The sequence below is a fragment of the Chryseobacterium soli genome, from assembly GCF_000737705.1.
Lineage (GTDB): Bacteria > Bacteroidota > Bacteroidia > Flavobacteriales > Weeksellaceae > Chryseobacterium > Chryseobacterium soli.
The window spans coordinates 206,826-224,145 of sequence record NZ_JPRH01000001.1; the positions used below are offsets into that span (position 1 = coordinate 206,826).

Annotated in this window: 11 protein-coding genes; 4 read left to right on the forward strand and 7 right to left on the reverse strand. The window is 39.1% G+C overall.

The features are described 5' to 3' along the window. The 4 genes from IW15_RS00950 (at nucleotide 1) to IW15_RS00965 (ending at nucleotide 4,538) form a co-directional block, all read left to right on the forward strand. Nucleotides 1-687: a response regulator transcription factor gene (locus IW15_RS00950; protein WP_002982671.1), complete on the forward strand. Its 687-nt coding sequence runs from the start codon at nucleotides 1-3 to the stop codon at nucleotides 685-687. Nucleotides 688-765: 78 nt separating this feature from the next. Next, entirely contained in the window at nucleotides 766-1,398 is a 633-nt protein-coding gene (locus IW15_RS00955) for a hypothetical protein (RefSeq protein WP_228384288.1), read from the forward strand. 37 nt (nucleotides 1,399-1,435) lie between these two features. Continuing rightward, entirely contained in the window at nucleotides 1,436-1,780 is a 345-nt protein-coding gene (locus IW15_RS00960) for a hypothetical protein (RefSeq protein ID WP_228384289.1), read from the forward strand. A gap of 67 nt (nucleotides 1,781-1,847) precedes the next feature. After that, the gene (locus IW15_RS00965) at nucleotides 1,848-4,538 is read left to right on the forward strand and encodes a TonB-dependent receptor domain-containing protein (protein ID WP_034708548.1); all 2,691 of its coding nucleotides are present in this window, start codon (nucleotides 1,848-1,850) and stop codon (nucleotides 4,536-4,538) included. 536 nt (nucleotides 4,539-5,074) lie between these two features. Here the strand turns inward: IW15_RS00965 and IW15_RS00970 are convergent. From IW15_RS00970 to IW15_RS01000, 7 genes are all read right to left on the reverse strand, one after another. Next, a complete protein-coding gene (locus IW15_RS00970) occupies nucleotides 5,075-7,186 on the reverse strand; it encodes a glycoside hydrolase family 97 protein (protein WP_034708549.1) in 2,112 nt (703 codons plus the stop codon). A gap of 81 nt (nucleotides 7,187-7,267) precedes the next feature. After that, entirely contained in the window at nucleotides 7,268-7,765 is a 498-nt protein-coding gene (locus IW15_RS00975) for a cupin domain-containing protein (protein WP_034708550.1), read from the reverse strand. A 32-nt stretch (nucleotides 7,766-7,797) separates the two neighbouring features. After that, a complete protein-coding gene (locus IW15_RS00980) occupies nucleotides 7,798-10,068 on the reverse strand; it encodes a GH92 family glycosyl hydrolase (protein WP_051881678.1) in 2,271 nt (756 codons plus the stop codon). Nucleotides 10,069-10,073: 5 nt separating this feature from the next. Then, nucleotides 10,074-10,949 carry an ROK family protein gene (locus IW15_RS00985; RefSeq protein ID WP_034708552.1) on the reverse strand — a complete coding sequence of 292 codons (876 nt, stop codon included), beginning with the start codon at nucleotides 10,947-10,949 and terminating at the stop codon, nucleotides 10,074-10,076. A gap of 140 nt (nucleotides 10,950-11,089) precedes the next feature. Then, nucleotides 11,090-13,489, reverse strand: coding sequence for an endo-beta-N-acetylglucosaminidase H (locus tag IW15_RS21835; protein WP_131368445.1), 2,400 nt, complete (start codon nucleotides 13,487-13,489; stop codon nucleotides 11,090-11,092). A gap of 67 nt (nucleotides 13,490-13,556) precedes the next feature. Then, nucleotides 13,557-14,984, reverse strand: coding sequence for a glycoside hydrolase family 125 protein (locus IW15_RS00995; RefSeq protein WP_034708554.1), 1,428 nt, complete (start codon nucleotides 14,982-14,984; stop codon nucleotides 13,557-13,559). A 15-nt stretch (nucleotides 14,985-14,999) separates the two neighbouring features. Further along, a complete protein-coding gene (locus tag IW15_RS01000) occupies nucleotides 15,000-17,243 on the reverse strand; it encodes a GH92 family glycosyl hydrolase (RefSeq protein WP_034708556.1) in 2,244 nt (747 codons plus the stop codon). Nucleotides 17,244-17,320 lie beyond the last annotated feature (77 nt).

Consider the following 17,320-nt stretch of genomic DNA (forward strand, 5'->3'; position numbering starts at 1 on the left):
ATGAGCAACAGGATATTATTAGTAGAAGACGACCAGAGTTTCGGAGCAGTGCTGAAGGATTACTTAACGATAAATAACTTTGAAGTTACCCTTGCTACGGATGGTGAACAAGGATTGAAAGAGTTTACTGAAAATGAATTCGACATCTGCATTTTTGATGTGATGATGCCGAAAAAAGATGGATTTTCGTTAGCAGAAGATGTGAAGAAAATCGATAAAAATACTCCTATTATCTTCCTTACCGCAAGAAATATGAGGGAAGATATCCTGAAAGGATACCAGTTAGGGGCAGATGACTACATCACTAAACCGTTTGATACTGAATTGTTGTTATATAAAATAAAAGCAATTCTTCAAAGAAGCTCTACCCTGGAAAATGAAGAGCAGGAGCAGTTCAAAATCAGCAATATCTTCTTTGATTCTATGCTGAGACAACTGAAAGTAGGTGATAAAGAATACAAACTTTCTCCAAAAGAAAATGAGCTGTTAAAACTTCTTTGTATCCACAGAAATGATTTCATGCCGAGAGATCTTGCCCTAAGAAAAATCTGGAAAAAAGAAAACTACTTTACCGCGAGAAGTATGGACGTTTATATTGCCAAACTTCGTAAGCTATTGAAAGATGATGAAGGATTGGAAATCATCAACGTTCACGGTGAAGGATTCAGACTTTTGGTTAAAAATTAATCCCAAAACCGGATTATAAATATAAAATTAGCAAAACAATTCAAAATGTTTTGCTAATTTTGTTTCATACCTATGGATATGAAGAATACATTCTTTGGCTTGATGGCCATTTCAATACTTATAGTTTCCTGTAAAAAAGATGAAAGAGCAACTTATCTAAAAGAAGAAGCAGGGACAGCCCAGCCGGGAATGGCGGTTAACAATGCTCCCAAAGCATCTCTTATGGATCAGGCCGGAATAACCAATACCGTTTCTCCAGCTCCTGCAGCCACAGCTCCCGGGATGAACCCTCCTCACGGACAGCCAGGCCACCGATGTGATATTCCTGTAGGACAGCCTTTGAATGGTCAAATTGCAGCTCCTGCAGCACAAAATATTACAGTCAATGGCAATAATACCATTCAGATCGATCCCAATGCCGTATCTCCCGGAAAAATCATGATTGATAATAACGGAAAGCAGGTAAAAACAGCGCCGGGAATGAATCCTCCTCACGGACAACCCGGACACCGTTGTGATATTCCTGTAGGGCAGCCCTTAAGCAGTAAGCCTGCACCACAGCCTGCTGCGGCACCAGCTCAACAGAATGTTCCCGCACCGGTTCCTGTCTCTCAGCAAACATTGGCAAGTGGCGAAAAACCTAAGCTTAATCCAGCTCATGGGGAACCTTTTCACGACTGCAGCTTAAAAGTTGGTGATCCATTCCCATAATTTTTGTAATTTTGCAGCTGTGAAGCTATTTCAGATTTTGACAATATTATTCTGTTTAGGGATCTTTTTGATTCCTAAGGATAATTTCTATGCGCAGGCTTCACAGGAAACCTGCTGCAAAAAAGAATCTAAAAGCTGCTGTAAGAATCACAGTACATCTTCCAAGGACAAGCATTCTAAAGACAGTAAATCATCGTGTAATGACGACTGCTGTACCTTTTGTGTTGCTTGTGCTCCATTTCTGGAAATAGCCTCTTCAAAAAACCTGATCTCTTTAGAGTTTTTGAATCTCAGCCTTAACAAAAACGGACAGTTTCAATATGCTGATCCTTACATTTCAGATAGTTTAAAAGAAATCTGGCAGCCGCCTAAATTAGGTTAATTGTATTATCAGACGGTTCATTTATAAAGTAATGAACTGATTTTCAATTAATTTAAACTTAAACAAAATGAAATTATATATTTCCAAGTTGGTACTTGGTGTATTCCTATTATTCACCTCTTTTACATTTGCTCAAAATATCTCCAAAAATCAGTTCCGCGTAAAGGGAAACTGTGAAATGTGTAAAGAGAGAATAGAAACTACCGCAAAGAAAGCAGGTGCAACATCAGCACGATACTCTATTGACCTTCAAACGCTTACTTTAGAAACTGAACCCTCTGTTTCTCCGGATGAAATCCTGAAGAAAGTAGCTGAAGCAGGCCATGATAATGAAAAATTCAAAACGTCAGATGCAACCTATGAAAGTCTTCCGGGATGCTGCCATTATGAAAGAGATGCACAGCAATCTGAAACAAAAGCTGAAGTAAGTGATCATCAGCATGACCATAAAAAAGAAAACGAATTTTATGTAAAAGGCAATTGCAGTTCATGTAAAGCAAGAATTGAAACAGCAGCAAAAGATGCTGGAGCCAATTCTGCAGAATGGAGCGCAGAAAAACAGTCCGTTATCCTGAATTTTGATCCTTCAAAAACTTCAGCAGACAAGATTTTACAGAAAATAGCAGAGGTAGGACACGATAACGAAAAATACAAGTCTTCGAACCGTGTTTATAAAGCGCTTCCAGAATGTTGCCTGTATGACAGAGAAATCCCATTGGGAGCAAGCAATCCTAAGGTTCACTTTGAAGAAAGTGAAAATCATGGAAACCACGAAGGTCATTCATCAGAATCCAATGGGGAAACTCATCAAAAAAACATTGAAGGAGTTGTGGTTACCGCTTCAAAAGCAGCCACCGCTTTAAGTAAAAAAGAAGCAGGCCTTGTATTTAATATTGACAAGAAGGAACTGTTAAAAGCAGCATGTTGTAATTTGTCTGAAAGCTTTGAAACCAATGCGACAGTAGATGTTTCTTTCAGTAATGCTGTTACGGGCACCAAACAGCTAAAAATGCTGGGTCTGGACCAAAAATATACCAGCCTTACAAAAGAACAGCTTCCTGAAATCAGAGGATTGGCTTCTGCTTACGGACTCAATTTTATTCCCGGAAGATGGATTGAAAGTATCCAGCTTACCAAAGGGGGAAGTACGGTGACTAACGGTTATGAAAGTATTACGGGACAGATTAACACGGAGCTTTTAAAGGATCCCGCAACGCCTGAAACTTCATTAAATCTTTTTTCAGATTTTAATGGAAGAGCGGAAGCTAACGTCACCAGCGTTGCCCCTATTAATGAAAAATGGTCTCAGACATTTTTACTTCACGGAAACGGAACGTTCGGAAATACGGATATGAATCACGACGGTTTTCTGGATCGTCCCAAAGGCACGCAAATCAATGTGGGGTATTTACTGAACTATAATGATCTTGAAAAATCGGGATTTGGTTCTCATTTCGGAATTAATTTCGTTAAAGACAACAGGACAGCCGGACAAACGGCTTTCGACAAAAATATTGCTCAGAACGAGCAGCCTGCGTATGGTGTAGGAATTGATATCTCAAGATTTCAGGTATGGAATAAAACGGGTTATGTTTTTAAAGGAAAGCCTTATCAGAGCTTAGGCTGGATGAACCAGTATGTGTACCACCAGCAGGACAGTTTTTTCGGGTTGAGAAATTATTTCGGAAAGCAGCAGACGTATTATTCCAATTTGATTTTTGAAAGTATTATCGGAAATACCAACCATAAATACAAAGCCGGAGCCAGTTTCATGTATGACGGATATGATGAAACATATTTAATAGATCATTTTAAAAGAAATGAAATTGTTCCGGGAGTATTTGCAGAATATACGTTAACAGGATTGAAATATACCTTGGTAGCAGGTGCCAGAGCCGATTTTCATAATCTTGCAGGAACGCAGTTTACGCCAAGGCTGAATTTCAAGTATGACTTCACTCCGAAGACCATCTTAAGACTTTCTGCCGGAAGAGGATTCAGAACGGCTAATGTTTTTGCGGAAAACCAGCAGTATTTTGCTTCCAACCGAAGTATTCAGATTCTACAGAACGGTGGAAACATCTATGGTCTGAAACCGGAGATCGCATGGAATTATGGTGCGAGCATGCAACAGGAATTTAAATTGTTCGGAAGAAAATCCAGCATCGTTGCCGATTTTTTCAGAACAGATTTCCAGGATCAGGTATTGGTTGATCTGGACCGATCTCCACAAGAGCTTACTTTTTATAATTTAGAAGGAAAGTCTTTTGCGAATTCATTTCAGACGCAATGGGATTTTATGCCTTTCAAAAATTTTGACGTAAGATTAGCCTACAAATATTATGATGTGCAGGCTGATTATCTTGATGGAAGAAGAGAAATCCCTTTCATGGCAAAACACAGGGGTTTTGTGAATCTGGGGTATGCTACCAACAAAAATACACATGAAGGATTCTGGAGCTTTGATACGACCCTAAATTGGGTAGGAAAGCAAAGATTGCCCAATACTTCAAGCAATCCGGCGGAATTTCAACTTCCTTCCTACTCAGAATCATATGCGGTTTTGAATGCTCAGATCTCAAGAAATTTCAATAAAAAAATAAGGGCTTACGCAGGCGGTGAAAACCTTACTTCTTATTATCAGAAGAATGCAATTGTTGATTTCAGAAATCCTTTTGGAAATTATTTTGATGGCGGGATGGTGTATGCGCCTATTATGAAAGCTAATTTCTATGTGGGTCTGGATGTGACCTTCTAATCATTGTATTCTAAAATTACTTTTATTTTTTGTCAGCAAAGTTGATGATGTATACTAAAAATTGAGTTGATTAAAACATAGGTAAAGAAATAATTTATATCGATAAACATCTATGAATCATCGATATATATCGATGATATTTATAGGGAATCTTATTTAGGAATGTTGTTATTTTGTACCAGTAAAATTAACCAATAAGGATATTGATTTATTCCCAATGAGAAATTTTACTAGAAACAAAATGATGAAATAAAATATCGATGGACAGATAGCCTCAAGAGCTTCTTTATAATTCAAAAACACAAATGCATTAAAGAAGTTAACTTGGTTTATAGGTTATTTGACAAAAAAAGAGACTGTTTTTTCGAGACAGTCTTTTTTTTTGCTTATAATTTTATCTTCCGAAATCGTCGAGTACTCTTACCATGTTGTCTTCCTTATAGGTTTATACGAATGCAAAATAACTGTTTAGCATCGATTTGATTCTGTTTAAATACCTATACACAAAGCCGCAAAAGTAATAAGTCGTTTTTGCATTATTTTAAAAATTTTATGCTTATAGCGAACCCACCTCCGGGGGCTACCTTTATTTTTAATGTATTCCCTGAAGTGACCTGCTGTTTAGAAATTTCGTAGCTTTTAGGGTTATGATTCCAGCTTGCATTTTTCCCGTCTTTATAAATAATAGCTTCAAATTTTTCTCCTTTTGGTAAAAATGATAAATTGACACTAGCTTCTCTTGAATTTTCATCGGTGATACTCCCAACAAACCATTCTTTCTTATTCTTCGCTTTTCTTGCGATAGTCAGATAATCCCCTGGTTCTGCCTCAAGAATATATGAAGTATCCCAATCGACCGCCACATCTTTGATAAACTGGAAAGCATCAGGATATTTTTTGTAATTCTCAATTAAATCTGCAGCCATTTGGAGGGGGCTGTACATGGTGATATATAATGCCAATTGTTTAGTGAGTGTTGTACTTAATTTTGCTTTATTATTACCATAAACAGATAAATCTCCCTCAAATATACCCGGAGTATAATCCATTGGACCGCCTATCAGCCGGGTGAAAGGCAATATTGTTGTATGATCCTGTCGGTTCCCGTTAAAAGATTCGAATTCTGTTCCCCGGGCAGACTCCTGAGCAATCCAATTTGGAAAAGTTCTATGCAGTCCGGTTGGTCGTACGGCTTCGTGTGAATTGACCATAATATGATATTGGGCAGCTGTTTCTACAACATACTTATAGTGGTTCACCATCCATTGACTGTCATGGTATTCACTTCTGGGAATGATGGGCCCCACATATCCTGTCTTCACGGCATCATAGCCATTATCTTTCATAAATTGGAAGCTCTTTTGAAGCTGTCGTTCATAATCAACAGCAGAAGATGTTGTTTCGTGATGCATGATGATTTTTATTTTTTTACTTTTTGCATAGGCATGAAGTTCTTCTACATCAAAATCCGGATATGCTTTTATAAAGCTGTATATATGTTCTTTCCTGTATGCCTGATTATCTTCCCAGCCTTCATTCCAACCTTCTACCAAAACAGCATCAAATCCATTTTCTGCAGCAAAATCAATATATTCTTTTACGTGTTTTGTATTGGCTCCGTGTCTGCCATTCGGTTTTAGAGTATTATAATCTGTTTCACCAATTCTAATATCCTGATTATCGGAATAAGCCCAGGTAGAGCCACCTCCTGTAAAATATTCCCACCAAACTCCAATATATTTGGCAGGTTTTATCCACGAGGTATCTTCTATTTTGCTTGGCTCATTAAGGTTAATGATAAGATTAGAAGACAAAATTTCTCTCGCATCATCACTGATAATCAATGTACGCCATGGACTTACAGATCCCGTCTGAATGAAGCCTTTATCTCCGTTTCTATCTGGCGTCAAATTAGAAGACAAAATAAAATTTTTCTCATCAACATCAAGTGTCATTGCGGGGAAATTGACTAAAGCTGCTTCGTGAATATTGATATAGATCCCATCTTGTGATTTTAGCATCAGCGGGGTCTGCACTGCGAGAGTAGCACTTGGAGCTTTTGCGGCCAACGGTTCTTTTCGAGCTTCATCTATTAATTTAGAAATTTCGGATAATTTAGAGGTCGTCACAGGAAATTCGTTTGTATCATAATCTGCAGGAATCCAAAAGGCTTTATAATCTTTTCCAAAATTAAAACTGGTAACTTCATCCTTTATCGTAAAATGTCTTAACTCTGATTGAACCGGAAATTCATACCGAAAACCCAAGCCGTCATCAAAAAGCCTAAACCTAATGTTAAGTTTCCAGCCAGTTTTATTTTGCACTAAGTGTACAAGCATTTCATTGTAATGATTAGCAACTTCTTTGTTTGGACCCCAAACCGGCTCCCATTTTTCATTAAAAGAAGAGTGATCAAAAGCATCTATTTTAAAATCAGAGGCATAAGAATCAGCAGGTTTTACAACAAACCCCAGTTTACTATCTTTTAAAACGTTTTTATCTTTATAATTTAAAGAATAATATGGAGTTCCTTCTCCTTCAATTTTAAAATTCAGTTTTAATTGCCCATTCGGAGACGAAAGGGACTGCCCCTTAGTAATTACTACAAACAGGATACCTATACAAAAGGATACTATATATTTTTTCATACGATTTAATCTTTAAAATGCTATCCATCCTTCTCTAAGGAGGAGAAATCACACAGAGAGACAGATCCAGCTATTTTAGACTTATCTTCCGAAATCATCCTGCACTCTCACAATATCATCTTCATCGGATGGATTAGAGGCATCGGTATGCTGCCAGATTTCGGCTACTACGCCCCAGCCAGCTAAACCAATCAGCCGGTGTCTCTCTCCCTGCTGAAGTTTGATCTGATCTTTCGGGTAATATTCTTTCAGTTCTCCTTCTTCATCGGTAGTACTGGTTTTAATTCCTACTGTACCTTCTACCACCTGCCAGATTTCGGCTCTTCTATGATGATACTGCCAGCTCAATCTGGTTTGTGGGGCAACGATTAGAATCTTAGGACTCAGTTTTCCGCCTATTTTTAAACTTTCCACATCAATTCCTTCAAAATACTGATTGGCAAAATCCTGTGCCTGATTTTCATCTATCACAAAAAAACCGCCCCAGGGTCTTGTATCATCTTTTGCAGAGAGGGTAAAGCCCTGAGCTGTCAGCATTTTCTCTACTTTATCAAATATTTCTTTTTTTTCTGCGCTCATACAGTTGTATTTCTATTTAAAGTTATGGGTAATTATTCTTTTGACATCGAATATGGAAAATCTTTTTCCTGTGAGCCTCTTTCTTTATCAGGCTTATTGTCCATCTTAAATTCCAGCACGGCTCCGTTCATTAATTCTTTATGACTCAACCAGTTTTTTGGGTAAGACCGAAAGTTTACGTTTAATGATTTTACATATAGGTTTTCAGCACTGTTTTCCGGTGCTTTGATCTCAATTTTCTTACCGTTTTCCAAATGGATTACAGCTTCTTTGAAAAGCGGTGCTCCCAGTACATACTGATCCGTTGCCGGTGTTACCGGATAAAATCCTAAGGCTGAGAATACATACCAGGCAGACGTCTGTCCGTTATCTTCATCACCGCAGTATCCGTCCGGTGTTGCGAAATAAAGCTTATCCATCACCTGCCGTGCCCAGTACTGAGTTTTATAAGGTGCCCCGGCATAGTTGTACAGGTAAATCATATGCTGGATCGGCTGGTTTCCGTGGGCATACTGTCCCATATTCATGATCTGCATTTCACGGATTTCGTGAATCACACTTCCATAATAGCTGTCATCAAAAACCGGTGGAAGGGAAAAAACCTCATCCAGTTTGGCTTCGAACTTCTTTTTACCGCCCATTAATTTAGATAAACCTTCAATATCCTGGAAAACGGACCAGGTATAATGCCAGCTGTTTCCTTCTGTAAAGGCATCACCCCATTTAAACGGATTGAATGGCGACTGGAATTTCCCGTCTTTATTTTTCCCGCGCATCAGACCTGTTTCCGGATCAAATACATTTTTATAGTTGTACGCTCTTTTTTTATAAATATCAATTTCTGAGGCAGGTTTTCCCAAAGCTTTTCCCAATTGATAAATAGCAAAATCATCATAAGCATATTCCAACGTTCTGGCGGCATTCTCATTGATCTTGACATCGTAAGGAACATAACCTAAGGTATTATAATACTGTACTCCTCTACGGCCGACGGCATCAATCGGACCTTCGTTATTGGCGCCATGCTTTACGGCCTGCCAGAGGGTTTCCACATCGTATCCGCGAAGTCCTTTGATGTAGGCATCTGCCACTACTGCAGCTGAATTATTTCCAATCATAATATCGGAATACCCGGGACTGCTCCATTCCGGAAGAAATCCTCCTTCTTTATAGGCATTAACCAATCCTTCCTGCATTTCAACATTGATGCTTGGATATACAAGATTCAGGAAAGGATACAGCGCACGGAATGTGTCCCAAAATCCGGTGCCCGCAAACATTTTCCCATCAATGATCTTTCCGTTATAAGGACTCCAGTGCTTTATTGTGTTCTGGGCATCGATTTCGTATAATTTCTGAGGGAAAAATAAAGTTCGGTACAAAGAGGAATAAAATGTTCTTATTTGCTGGTCGGTTCCTCCTTTTACTTCGATTCTTCCCAGAGTTTTATTCCAGATATTTTTAGCATCTGTTTTTACCTGTTCGAAATTTCTGCTTCCGATTTCTCTTTTCAGATTGAGTTCTGCCTGTTCGAAACTGATGAATGAGGAGGCTGTTCTCGCATACACGCTTTCTTTGTTTTTCAATTTAAAACAAACAATTGCTCCTGCATGATCGCTGGTAATTTCTAACTGATTTTTTACAAAGACACTGTCCTTCCAGGTAGTCGTCAGGTCGAAATCTTTATCAAACTGAATGACAAAATAGTTTTTAAAGTTGTCATACTTCCCTCTGGAATATTTGGTCGTATACCCCAGGATCTTTCTTTCTTTGGGAAGAATTTTAATATAAGAGCCTTTGTTTAAGGCATCAATAACAATATATGCACTGTCTGTTTTAGGGAAATCAAATTTGAAAAAAGCAGCTCTTTCTGTTGGGGTAAGTTCTGTTGTCACATTGATATCTGCCAGATACACACTGTAGCTGTACGGTTTTGCATTTTCAGCTTTATGGCTGAACCAGCTTGCACGCTCTTCTTCTTTAAATTTTAGTTTACCCACTCCCGGCATAATGGCAAAAGCGCCGTAATCATTCATCCATGGGGATGGCTGGTGGGTCTGTTTAAAGCCTTTTATTTTGTCTGCATCGTAAGTGTAAGCCCATCCGTCACCCATTTTTCCGGTTTGCGGAGTCCAAAGGTTCATTCCCCAGGGAAGTCCTATGGCTGGATAGGTATTTCCGTTGGATAAGGAAGGTTTAGACTGGGTTCCCATTAAAGGATTTACATAATCTGCAAGAGCCGTTTCCTGGCCAAATGCAAAGATATGTAAGGCAATAAAAAGGGTTGAAAATAAAAACTTCATGGTATCTATTTTGTTAAATTGATTTGGGCTTTTTTCAAGGCATAGCCTGCAGCACCGAGAATAGCAGCATCTTCAAAAATAGCAGAAATTTTAATAGGAAGGTTAATTTTATGTTCTGTTAAATGCTGATTTAATCTCTTTTTAAAATAAGGATATACTTTCGCGATATTCCCGCCTATGACTAAAACTTCTGGTTCGTAGTTCTTTACATATTTCACGATGAATTCTGCAAAGGAATCTGCATACTCATCAAATATTCTGGTTTGAATTTCCTGAGGTTTATCCAATAGGTCTTTTGTTCCGGATATCTTCTCACCGGTTAATGTATGATAATAATTGGCAAACCAGCGTGTTGCGAGATAATCTTCGCAGATGGAATCTTTAAAAGGAGAATCCCACAGATCTTCATCGGATGCGGTGTTTCCATTATAAAAAGCTGATCCCAGACCTGTTCCCAATGTTACCCCAAAAATGCGGTTGTAATCCTGTACACAGCCTCCGAAAACTTCTCCTTCGAGAAAAGCGCCAGCATCATTCAGAAAATGAATCTGATCAGCCGAAATGGAAAGCCTTTTTGCCAATTCTTCTTTTATATTGACCTGATAGATATCGATGAATTTTCCCTGCTGTATAAGTGAAATTCCCTTTTCATAATCAAAAGGTCCGGGCATCGCTATACCGATCAAAAGATCTTTTTTAATCAAATCGTGGGTCGCTTTGTCAATAGCAGAGATCCAGGCGGAAAAGATACTTTCTTTAGCACCAAAGGAATCTACATGTTCCCTTACATAGGTAGAAGTAATAATTTCACGCTTCTCCGGATCCACCTGGGCCATAGTAATATGCGAACCGCCAATGTCTATTCCTACTATATTTTGCATATCCTTTTACTTTATTTTCTTACATTATTATTTAATCTAAAAAACAGACAGACAAGAAAGCAAATCTGCTCTCTGTCTGCCCATCATAAAATCCTCTAATTTAATTTTTACTTTTTATATTTTCCTTGAGGATTAAGTTTTTATTCTACGATCACTTTCCCTGAAGACTGAATTTTTCTGTCTTTTGAGCTAATGGTATAGATATAGGTTCCTGAAGATAAGTTCTGGGTATTGATAACCATATGATCTTTATCAATTTTTTGCGTTACTATTACTTTTCCTGCCATATCATACAATACGATTTCGCTGGCAGAGCGGTCATTGATGGTAAAATGAATATCATTTCCTTTTTTAACAGGGTTTGGATATATGGTATTTACACTTCCTTTTTCAGATGCAACCTCTTTTGTTGATAATGATACCGCACAACCTACATCTGTTTTCCAGTTTGTATTGGTCATACTGACCAGGGTGGCAAAGTGTGTATTGGCTGTAGCATCCAACGCTCCGTTTCCACTTCCTTCGTTCATTTTCCAGTTGGCTTCAAGGTTTGATGCATTGGCCGGAACATTACAATTGTTGGCAAGAATTTCTGTAGCGGTTAATGCTCTTTTCCATACTCGGAATTCATCTAAGAATCCATTAAGGGTACGGGTATTATCATAATTTCTGGCCAGATACATAATTCCATTTGCTGTAAAATTCCCTGAAGCTGTCGCACTTGCATCAAGCGCTCCGTTGATATAGATCTTCATGGAAGAACCATCGTAAGTAGCAGCGATGTGATACCATGTATTCGTACTTAGCGCTGAAACGCTGTTAAGCTTCACCTGGGCAGACCCAAAGCTTAATATAAACTGTAATTTGTTATTGGCTAAATTTCCATCTCCAAATCTTAGCATTGCAGAATTATTGTCGCCTACTTCAATACCCATTACAGATGAAATATAAGGAAAAGCAGTCTTGAATGCATTGACTTTTACCCATCCTTCAAGCGTTACCGCATTTCCGCTAAGGTTAAACTGTCCGGCATTCAGATATTGGGTGCTTCCGTTGAAAGAAAGAGATCTTGCACCAGGACTCTGAACCGGAGCAAATCCACTGTTAAATGGTGTTTCACCGGAATATACACTGGTATTTGTTAAGCCGCATACGGTCTGTACTTTCCATACATAATTTGTATTTTCTGTTAAAGCAGGCAGCGTATAAGAATTGGTGGTAATGTTCTGAACCTCAGTCCATGCAGTTGCTGCAGCTGTTTTATATTGCAACGTGTATGAAGTTGCAGTTCCTACTGCATCCCACGATACTTTTGTTGTTGTTCCCAGATAGCTTTCAGACTTCAAGCCGGATGGCGTTCCACATGTACTGCCGGAATTGAAACGAGGCGCAAACAGGTAGGTGCTTTTTATGGTTGCAGAGCAATTTGACTGTATTCTCCAGTCATAATCTGTATTCTGAGTTAAGTTGTTGATCGTAATATTGCTTCCGGTGTAATTATTGGCAACGTTCGTCCAGATGGTTGAATTAGCTGGCTTATAATCAATATTATAGGTTTGGGAGCCACTGGCAGTCCAGTTTAATTTGGCAGAAACTCCTGTGGTATTGGTTACTTCCAGTCCCAAAGGTGGATCGCAGGTATCTCCCTGAGTCCATGAATAGAGCTGTCCGGTAAGTAATGTATTTTCGTTGTAAAGAATATTGGATCCGGTACTTAAGTAGCTGGCGTTATTGGCTCCATTAAGATCGTACCACATAAATACACCATACCCGTCATTTTTCGTACTGGTCGCCGAACTTGCAAGTACAGAAGTTGTAGTATTATTTACCCATATTGCAGCTGCAGAAAGCTTGGTATTGGTAAGAGGTGGTACTACAGGAGCATTGTACGTTCCATAGTAGGCGTTCCAGCTGTAGTCGATATAATTCCCGGCTGCATCACCATTGTAGCTCTGTCTGGTGGTAGCAGGACCGATATAATAAAACGTGATCAGTTTATCAGGCATTGCAGCCTTTAGCTCCTGCAAAAGCATTACAAAAGAACTGTTATTAGGCTGTCCTGTTCCATTGTTTCCATAACCGGCATATTCGTCATCCAGGTCTACTCCATCCAAACCATAGGTATATACCGTATGTGCAATCTGTAATGCAAAATCACGGGCTGCTTCCCGATTCGGGAAATTGGAAATTCCGGCTCCCTGGTGATTTCCTAAAAGATCCAGTAATACTTTCATCCCCTTCTGCTGTAAAGGTTTTACGTAAGTATTTACGTCGTTCAGAACTTTTGTTACATTGTTGTTATTGGAAATGTACGCTCTGTTTTTTGATACATCATAATTGATATTGGCCGCAAAAATAATAGCCACATCAAACAACTGTCTGTTGGTATTCTGCAACGTATAGGAGCCTGCATTCAGTATGTTGTTGTTATTCACTTCTACATAGCATATTCCGACAGGATTAAGCTGTTGTGCATGAAGCACTGATGTTGCCTGAACGATCAGTAGGACCAGTGCAGTAAGAATGGACTTTTTTTTCATAGTATAATTTGTTTTGTAGTGTACATGAGGGAAATTCATACAGCAAGCTGAATGAGATTTATAAAGTTTATATCAATAGATCCTGATTTTCGTTAAATGTTTTCCATAACAGTTCGCCGAATAAGGTATTGGCCCACGCAAACCATTCTCTGGTAAATTTTTTGCCGTTGTCTTTATGGAAGGATTCATGCATAAATCCGGTTCCGCCATGGGTTTTCTGTAGCGTTTCTATACACCATTTGATTTCCTTTTTATCATTGGTGGTTAAGGCTTTCATAATGATACTCATCGGCCAGATCATATCAAGACCAATGTGTGGTCCGCCGATTCCTTCTGCCAGTTTTCCTTTGAAAAAGAACGGGTTATCCTTTGACCAAACGTATTTTCTGGTATTGAGGTAAATGGGATCATCGGCTTTTACAGCGCCCAGATATGGCAGTCCAAGCAGACTTGGGCAGTTGGCATCATCCATTAAATTGTAGCTCCCAAACCCGTTTGTCTCGAAAGCATAGATCTTTCCGTATTCCGGATGGTCATAGATTCCGTATTTCTTGATCGCCGCATCAACCTCATCAGCAAGACTGTTAAGCTGCTGGGCCAGTGCTTTTTCATTCTTAATCTGTGAAACCATTTCTGCTGCCTGGCGCAAGCTTACCACAGCAAATAAATTGGAAGGAATCAGAAAGGCATAAATCGTAGCATCATCACTTGGACGGAACATGGAATTGATCAATCCCACAGGTTTTGTAGGATACCCGTAACCACCCATTGGAATTCCGTCTGTAGCCCAGGCGGTTGTACGTTCGAATTGATAAGGACCTAATCCTGTTTTTCTCTGCTGCTCAATAAAAGTCTGTAAAGTCAGCTTAATTCCCTTCAGCCAGGTGCTGTCAAAAGGTTTTGTATCCCCTGTTTCCTTCCAGAAATGGTAGGCAAGGCGGATTGGGTAGCAAAGTGAATCTATTTCCCATTTTCTTTCATGAATACCGGGTTTCATGTCCGTATGGTCATATTCTTTCCACTTGCTTATTTTATTATTATCGTTATAAAAAGCATTGGCGTATGGGTCTTTCAGGATGAATTCTGTCTGCTTATGGATCACTCCGGAGATCAGTTTGTGAAGTTTTTCATCTTTTTTTGAGAACTGCAGATAAGGAAAAACCTGGGCAGAACTGTCGCGGAGCCACATGGCATCAATATCTCCTGTAATCACGTAGGTATCCGGAGTTCCATTGATTTCTTTATAAAAAACGGTGGTATCTAAAGTATTAGGAAAGCAGTTTTCAAACAGCCATGACAGCTCTTTATTCTTCACTTTCTTTTTAAAAGCTGCAATGGCATTATCTACCGCTTCACTCGTAAAATGTCTTTTATCTTTAGGAACACGAACTATAGGAAAATCTTCCATGCTCAACGTTTTAGCAAAAATATTTTGAGTAAACAACAGTCCTGCTCCTGCAATGGCACTTGTTTTTATAAATTTTCTCCTTTCCATTATTCTTTTTATTTATTATTGATTGTATTGTACAGGTTTGCTTCCCATTACAAATTTCAGTTCACCACCATTCATGATGTCGCTGTGATTAATTTCCCAACTCTTGAATTCTTTCCCGTTCAAAAACATTTTCTGAACATAGATATTCTTATCTGATATTTTATCTGCCGTAACGGTGAAAGTGTTCCCGTTTTCCAATTTCAGGGATACTTTTGGAAATTGTGGTGCTCCAATCGCATAAACAGGCTTTCCGGGAGTTACCGGATAAAATCCTAATGACGAGAAAATGTACCATGCCGACATCTGGCCGCAGTCTTCATTATTGACAATTCCGTCTGGTTTTGCCGCGTACATATTATCACGGATATATTTTACCATCTTCTGGGTTTTGTAAGGCGCTCCAGCATAATTGTACAGGTAAGGAACATGATGTCCAGGCTCGTCACCAAATCCCAGCGAACCGATGAATCCTGAAATATCTACGTGCTGTTCACCAATCATTTTAAGCTCTTCGGTAAATGTTTTGTCCAGTTTTTCTTCAAATCCTTTCTTTCCACCATATAAATTCATCATTTCATCAATCTGGTGGGGAACAAAGAAGTCATAGGCCCAGATATTTCCGGAAACCCAATGTGGCTGTAATTTTTTCCAGTCGTTTAAAGTAAAATCCGGTAAGAATTTTCCGTTTTTCTGTTTGGGCCAGAAATGGTTATTTTCTTTATTGAAAGTATTAAGGAAGCTCATAGAACGCTTTTTATAGACTTCCGCTTCTTCTTTTTTACCCATTTTTTCAGCAAGCTGCTGAATACACCAGTCATCGTACGCATATTCCAATGTTGCGGAAACTGAAGCTCCGTTTTCTGATGGTGTGTATCCTAATTTGATGTAATCATTAAGACCTCCACCTCCATCGCTGCTGCTCATTTTATCTGTTAAAGAAGCATCTTTCATGGCGGCAAATGCTTTCTCCTGATCGATTCCCGGAACTCCTTTGGAAATGGCATCCCAGATTACGGATACACTGTGATATCCAAGCATACAGAAATTATCATAGCCGCACAGTTCCCAGATCGGCATGTGATCTTTACGGTCTGTATATCGACTGATCAGGGAGTTTGCAAATTCTTTGGTATGTTTCTGATCCATAATGGTGAGCAAAGGATGTGTTGCCCTGAAGCCGTCCCAATACGAATAGGTACTGTAATTCGTAAACCATTTGGTGTTCATATTTTCCTGTGCTGCTACATAATCTCCATTGGTATCCATATAAAGGTTAGGCGCAATAAAGGTATGGTATACTCCCGTATAGAAAATTTTTCGCTGGTCGTTGGTACCTCCTGTCACCTGGAATCTGCTGATAAGATCCCTCCAAGTATTCTGTGCATTTTCTTTAGCTTTTGCAAAATCTACGTTTCTTGCCTCGGCATCAAAGTTTTCCTGGGCACCTTCCGTACTTACCGGAGATAATGAAACTTTTACTTCAATGCTTTCATTCTCCTGAGTGGAAAATCTTACATACGCTTTGGCATCTTTGGCAAGGGCAATTTTTTCATTCTCCTTCAGTTTCCCTTCAGAATAAGTGCCGTAGGATTTAAAAGGTTTTGAAAATTCCATCACGAAATAAGCAAACCGTTTTCCGCCCCAGCCATTGCTGTAACAGTACCCTTTGATGGTATTGTTTCCTTCTATGCTTACAAGGGTATGATAAATATTCCCGAAGATCTTATTGGTAGGATCAATGATCACATTAGATTCTTCGCTTTTTGGAAAGGTATATTTATGAAATCCTACTCTTGGAGAAGCCGTTAATTCTGCCTTAATTCCGTAGCTGTCCAGCATCACGGAATAATATCCCGGTGATGCGGTTTCTCTTTCATGACTGAAGGTGGAACGGTACCCGGTTTCCGGCTTTTCTTCTGATCCGGGCAGCATATTGATTTTTCCGACAGTAGGCATCACTAAAATATCTCCAAGATCTGCCCAACCCGTCCCGCTGAGATGGTTATGACTGAATCCCATAATGGTTTTACTGCTGTAATGATAGCCTGAACACCAATCCCAGTCGCCGCTTTTGGTATTCTGATCCGGACTGAGCTGGATCATTCCAAACGGCGTAGTCGCTCCGGGGAATGTATGGCCATGTCCTCCGGTTCCTATAAACGGGTCTACCCAGGAAAGAATATCATCTTTTCGCTGCTGAGCATTTCCGGTATAGGAAAACAGGGTTATCAATAAAAACACAAGCAATTCTTTTTTCATAATAGGAAAATCTTAAAAATTTCTCAATATAGAGATTTATTCAACAATATAAAAACCTTAATCATGATTTCAACAGC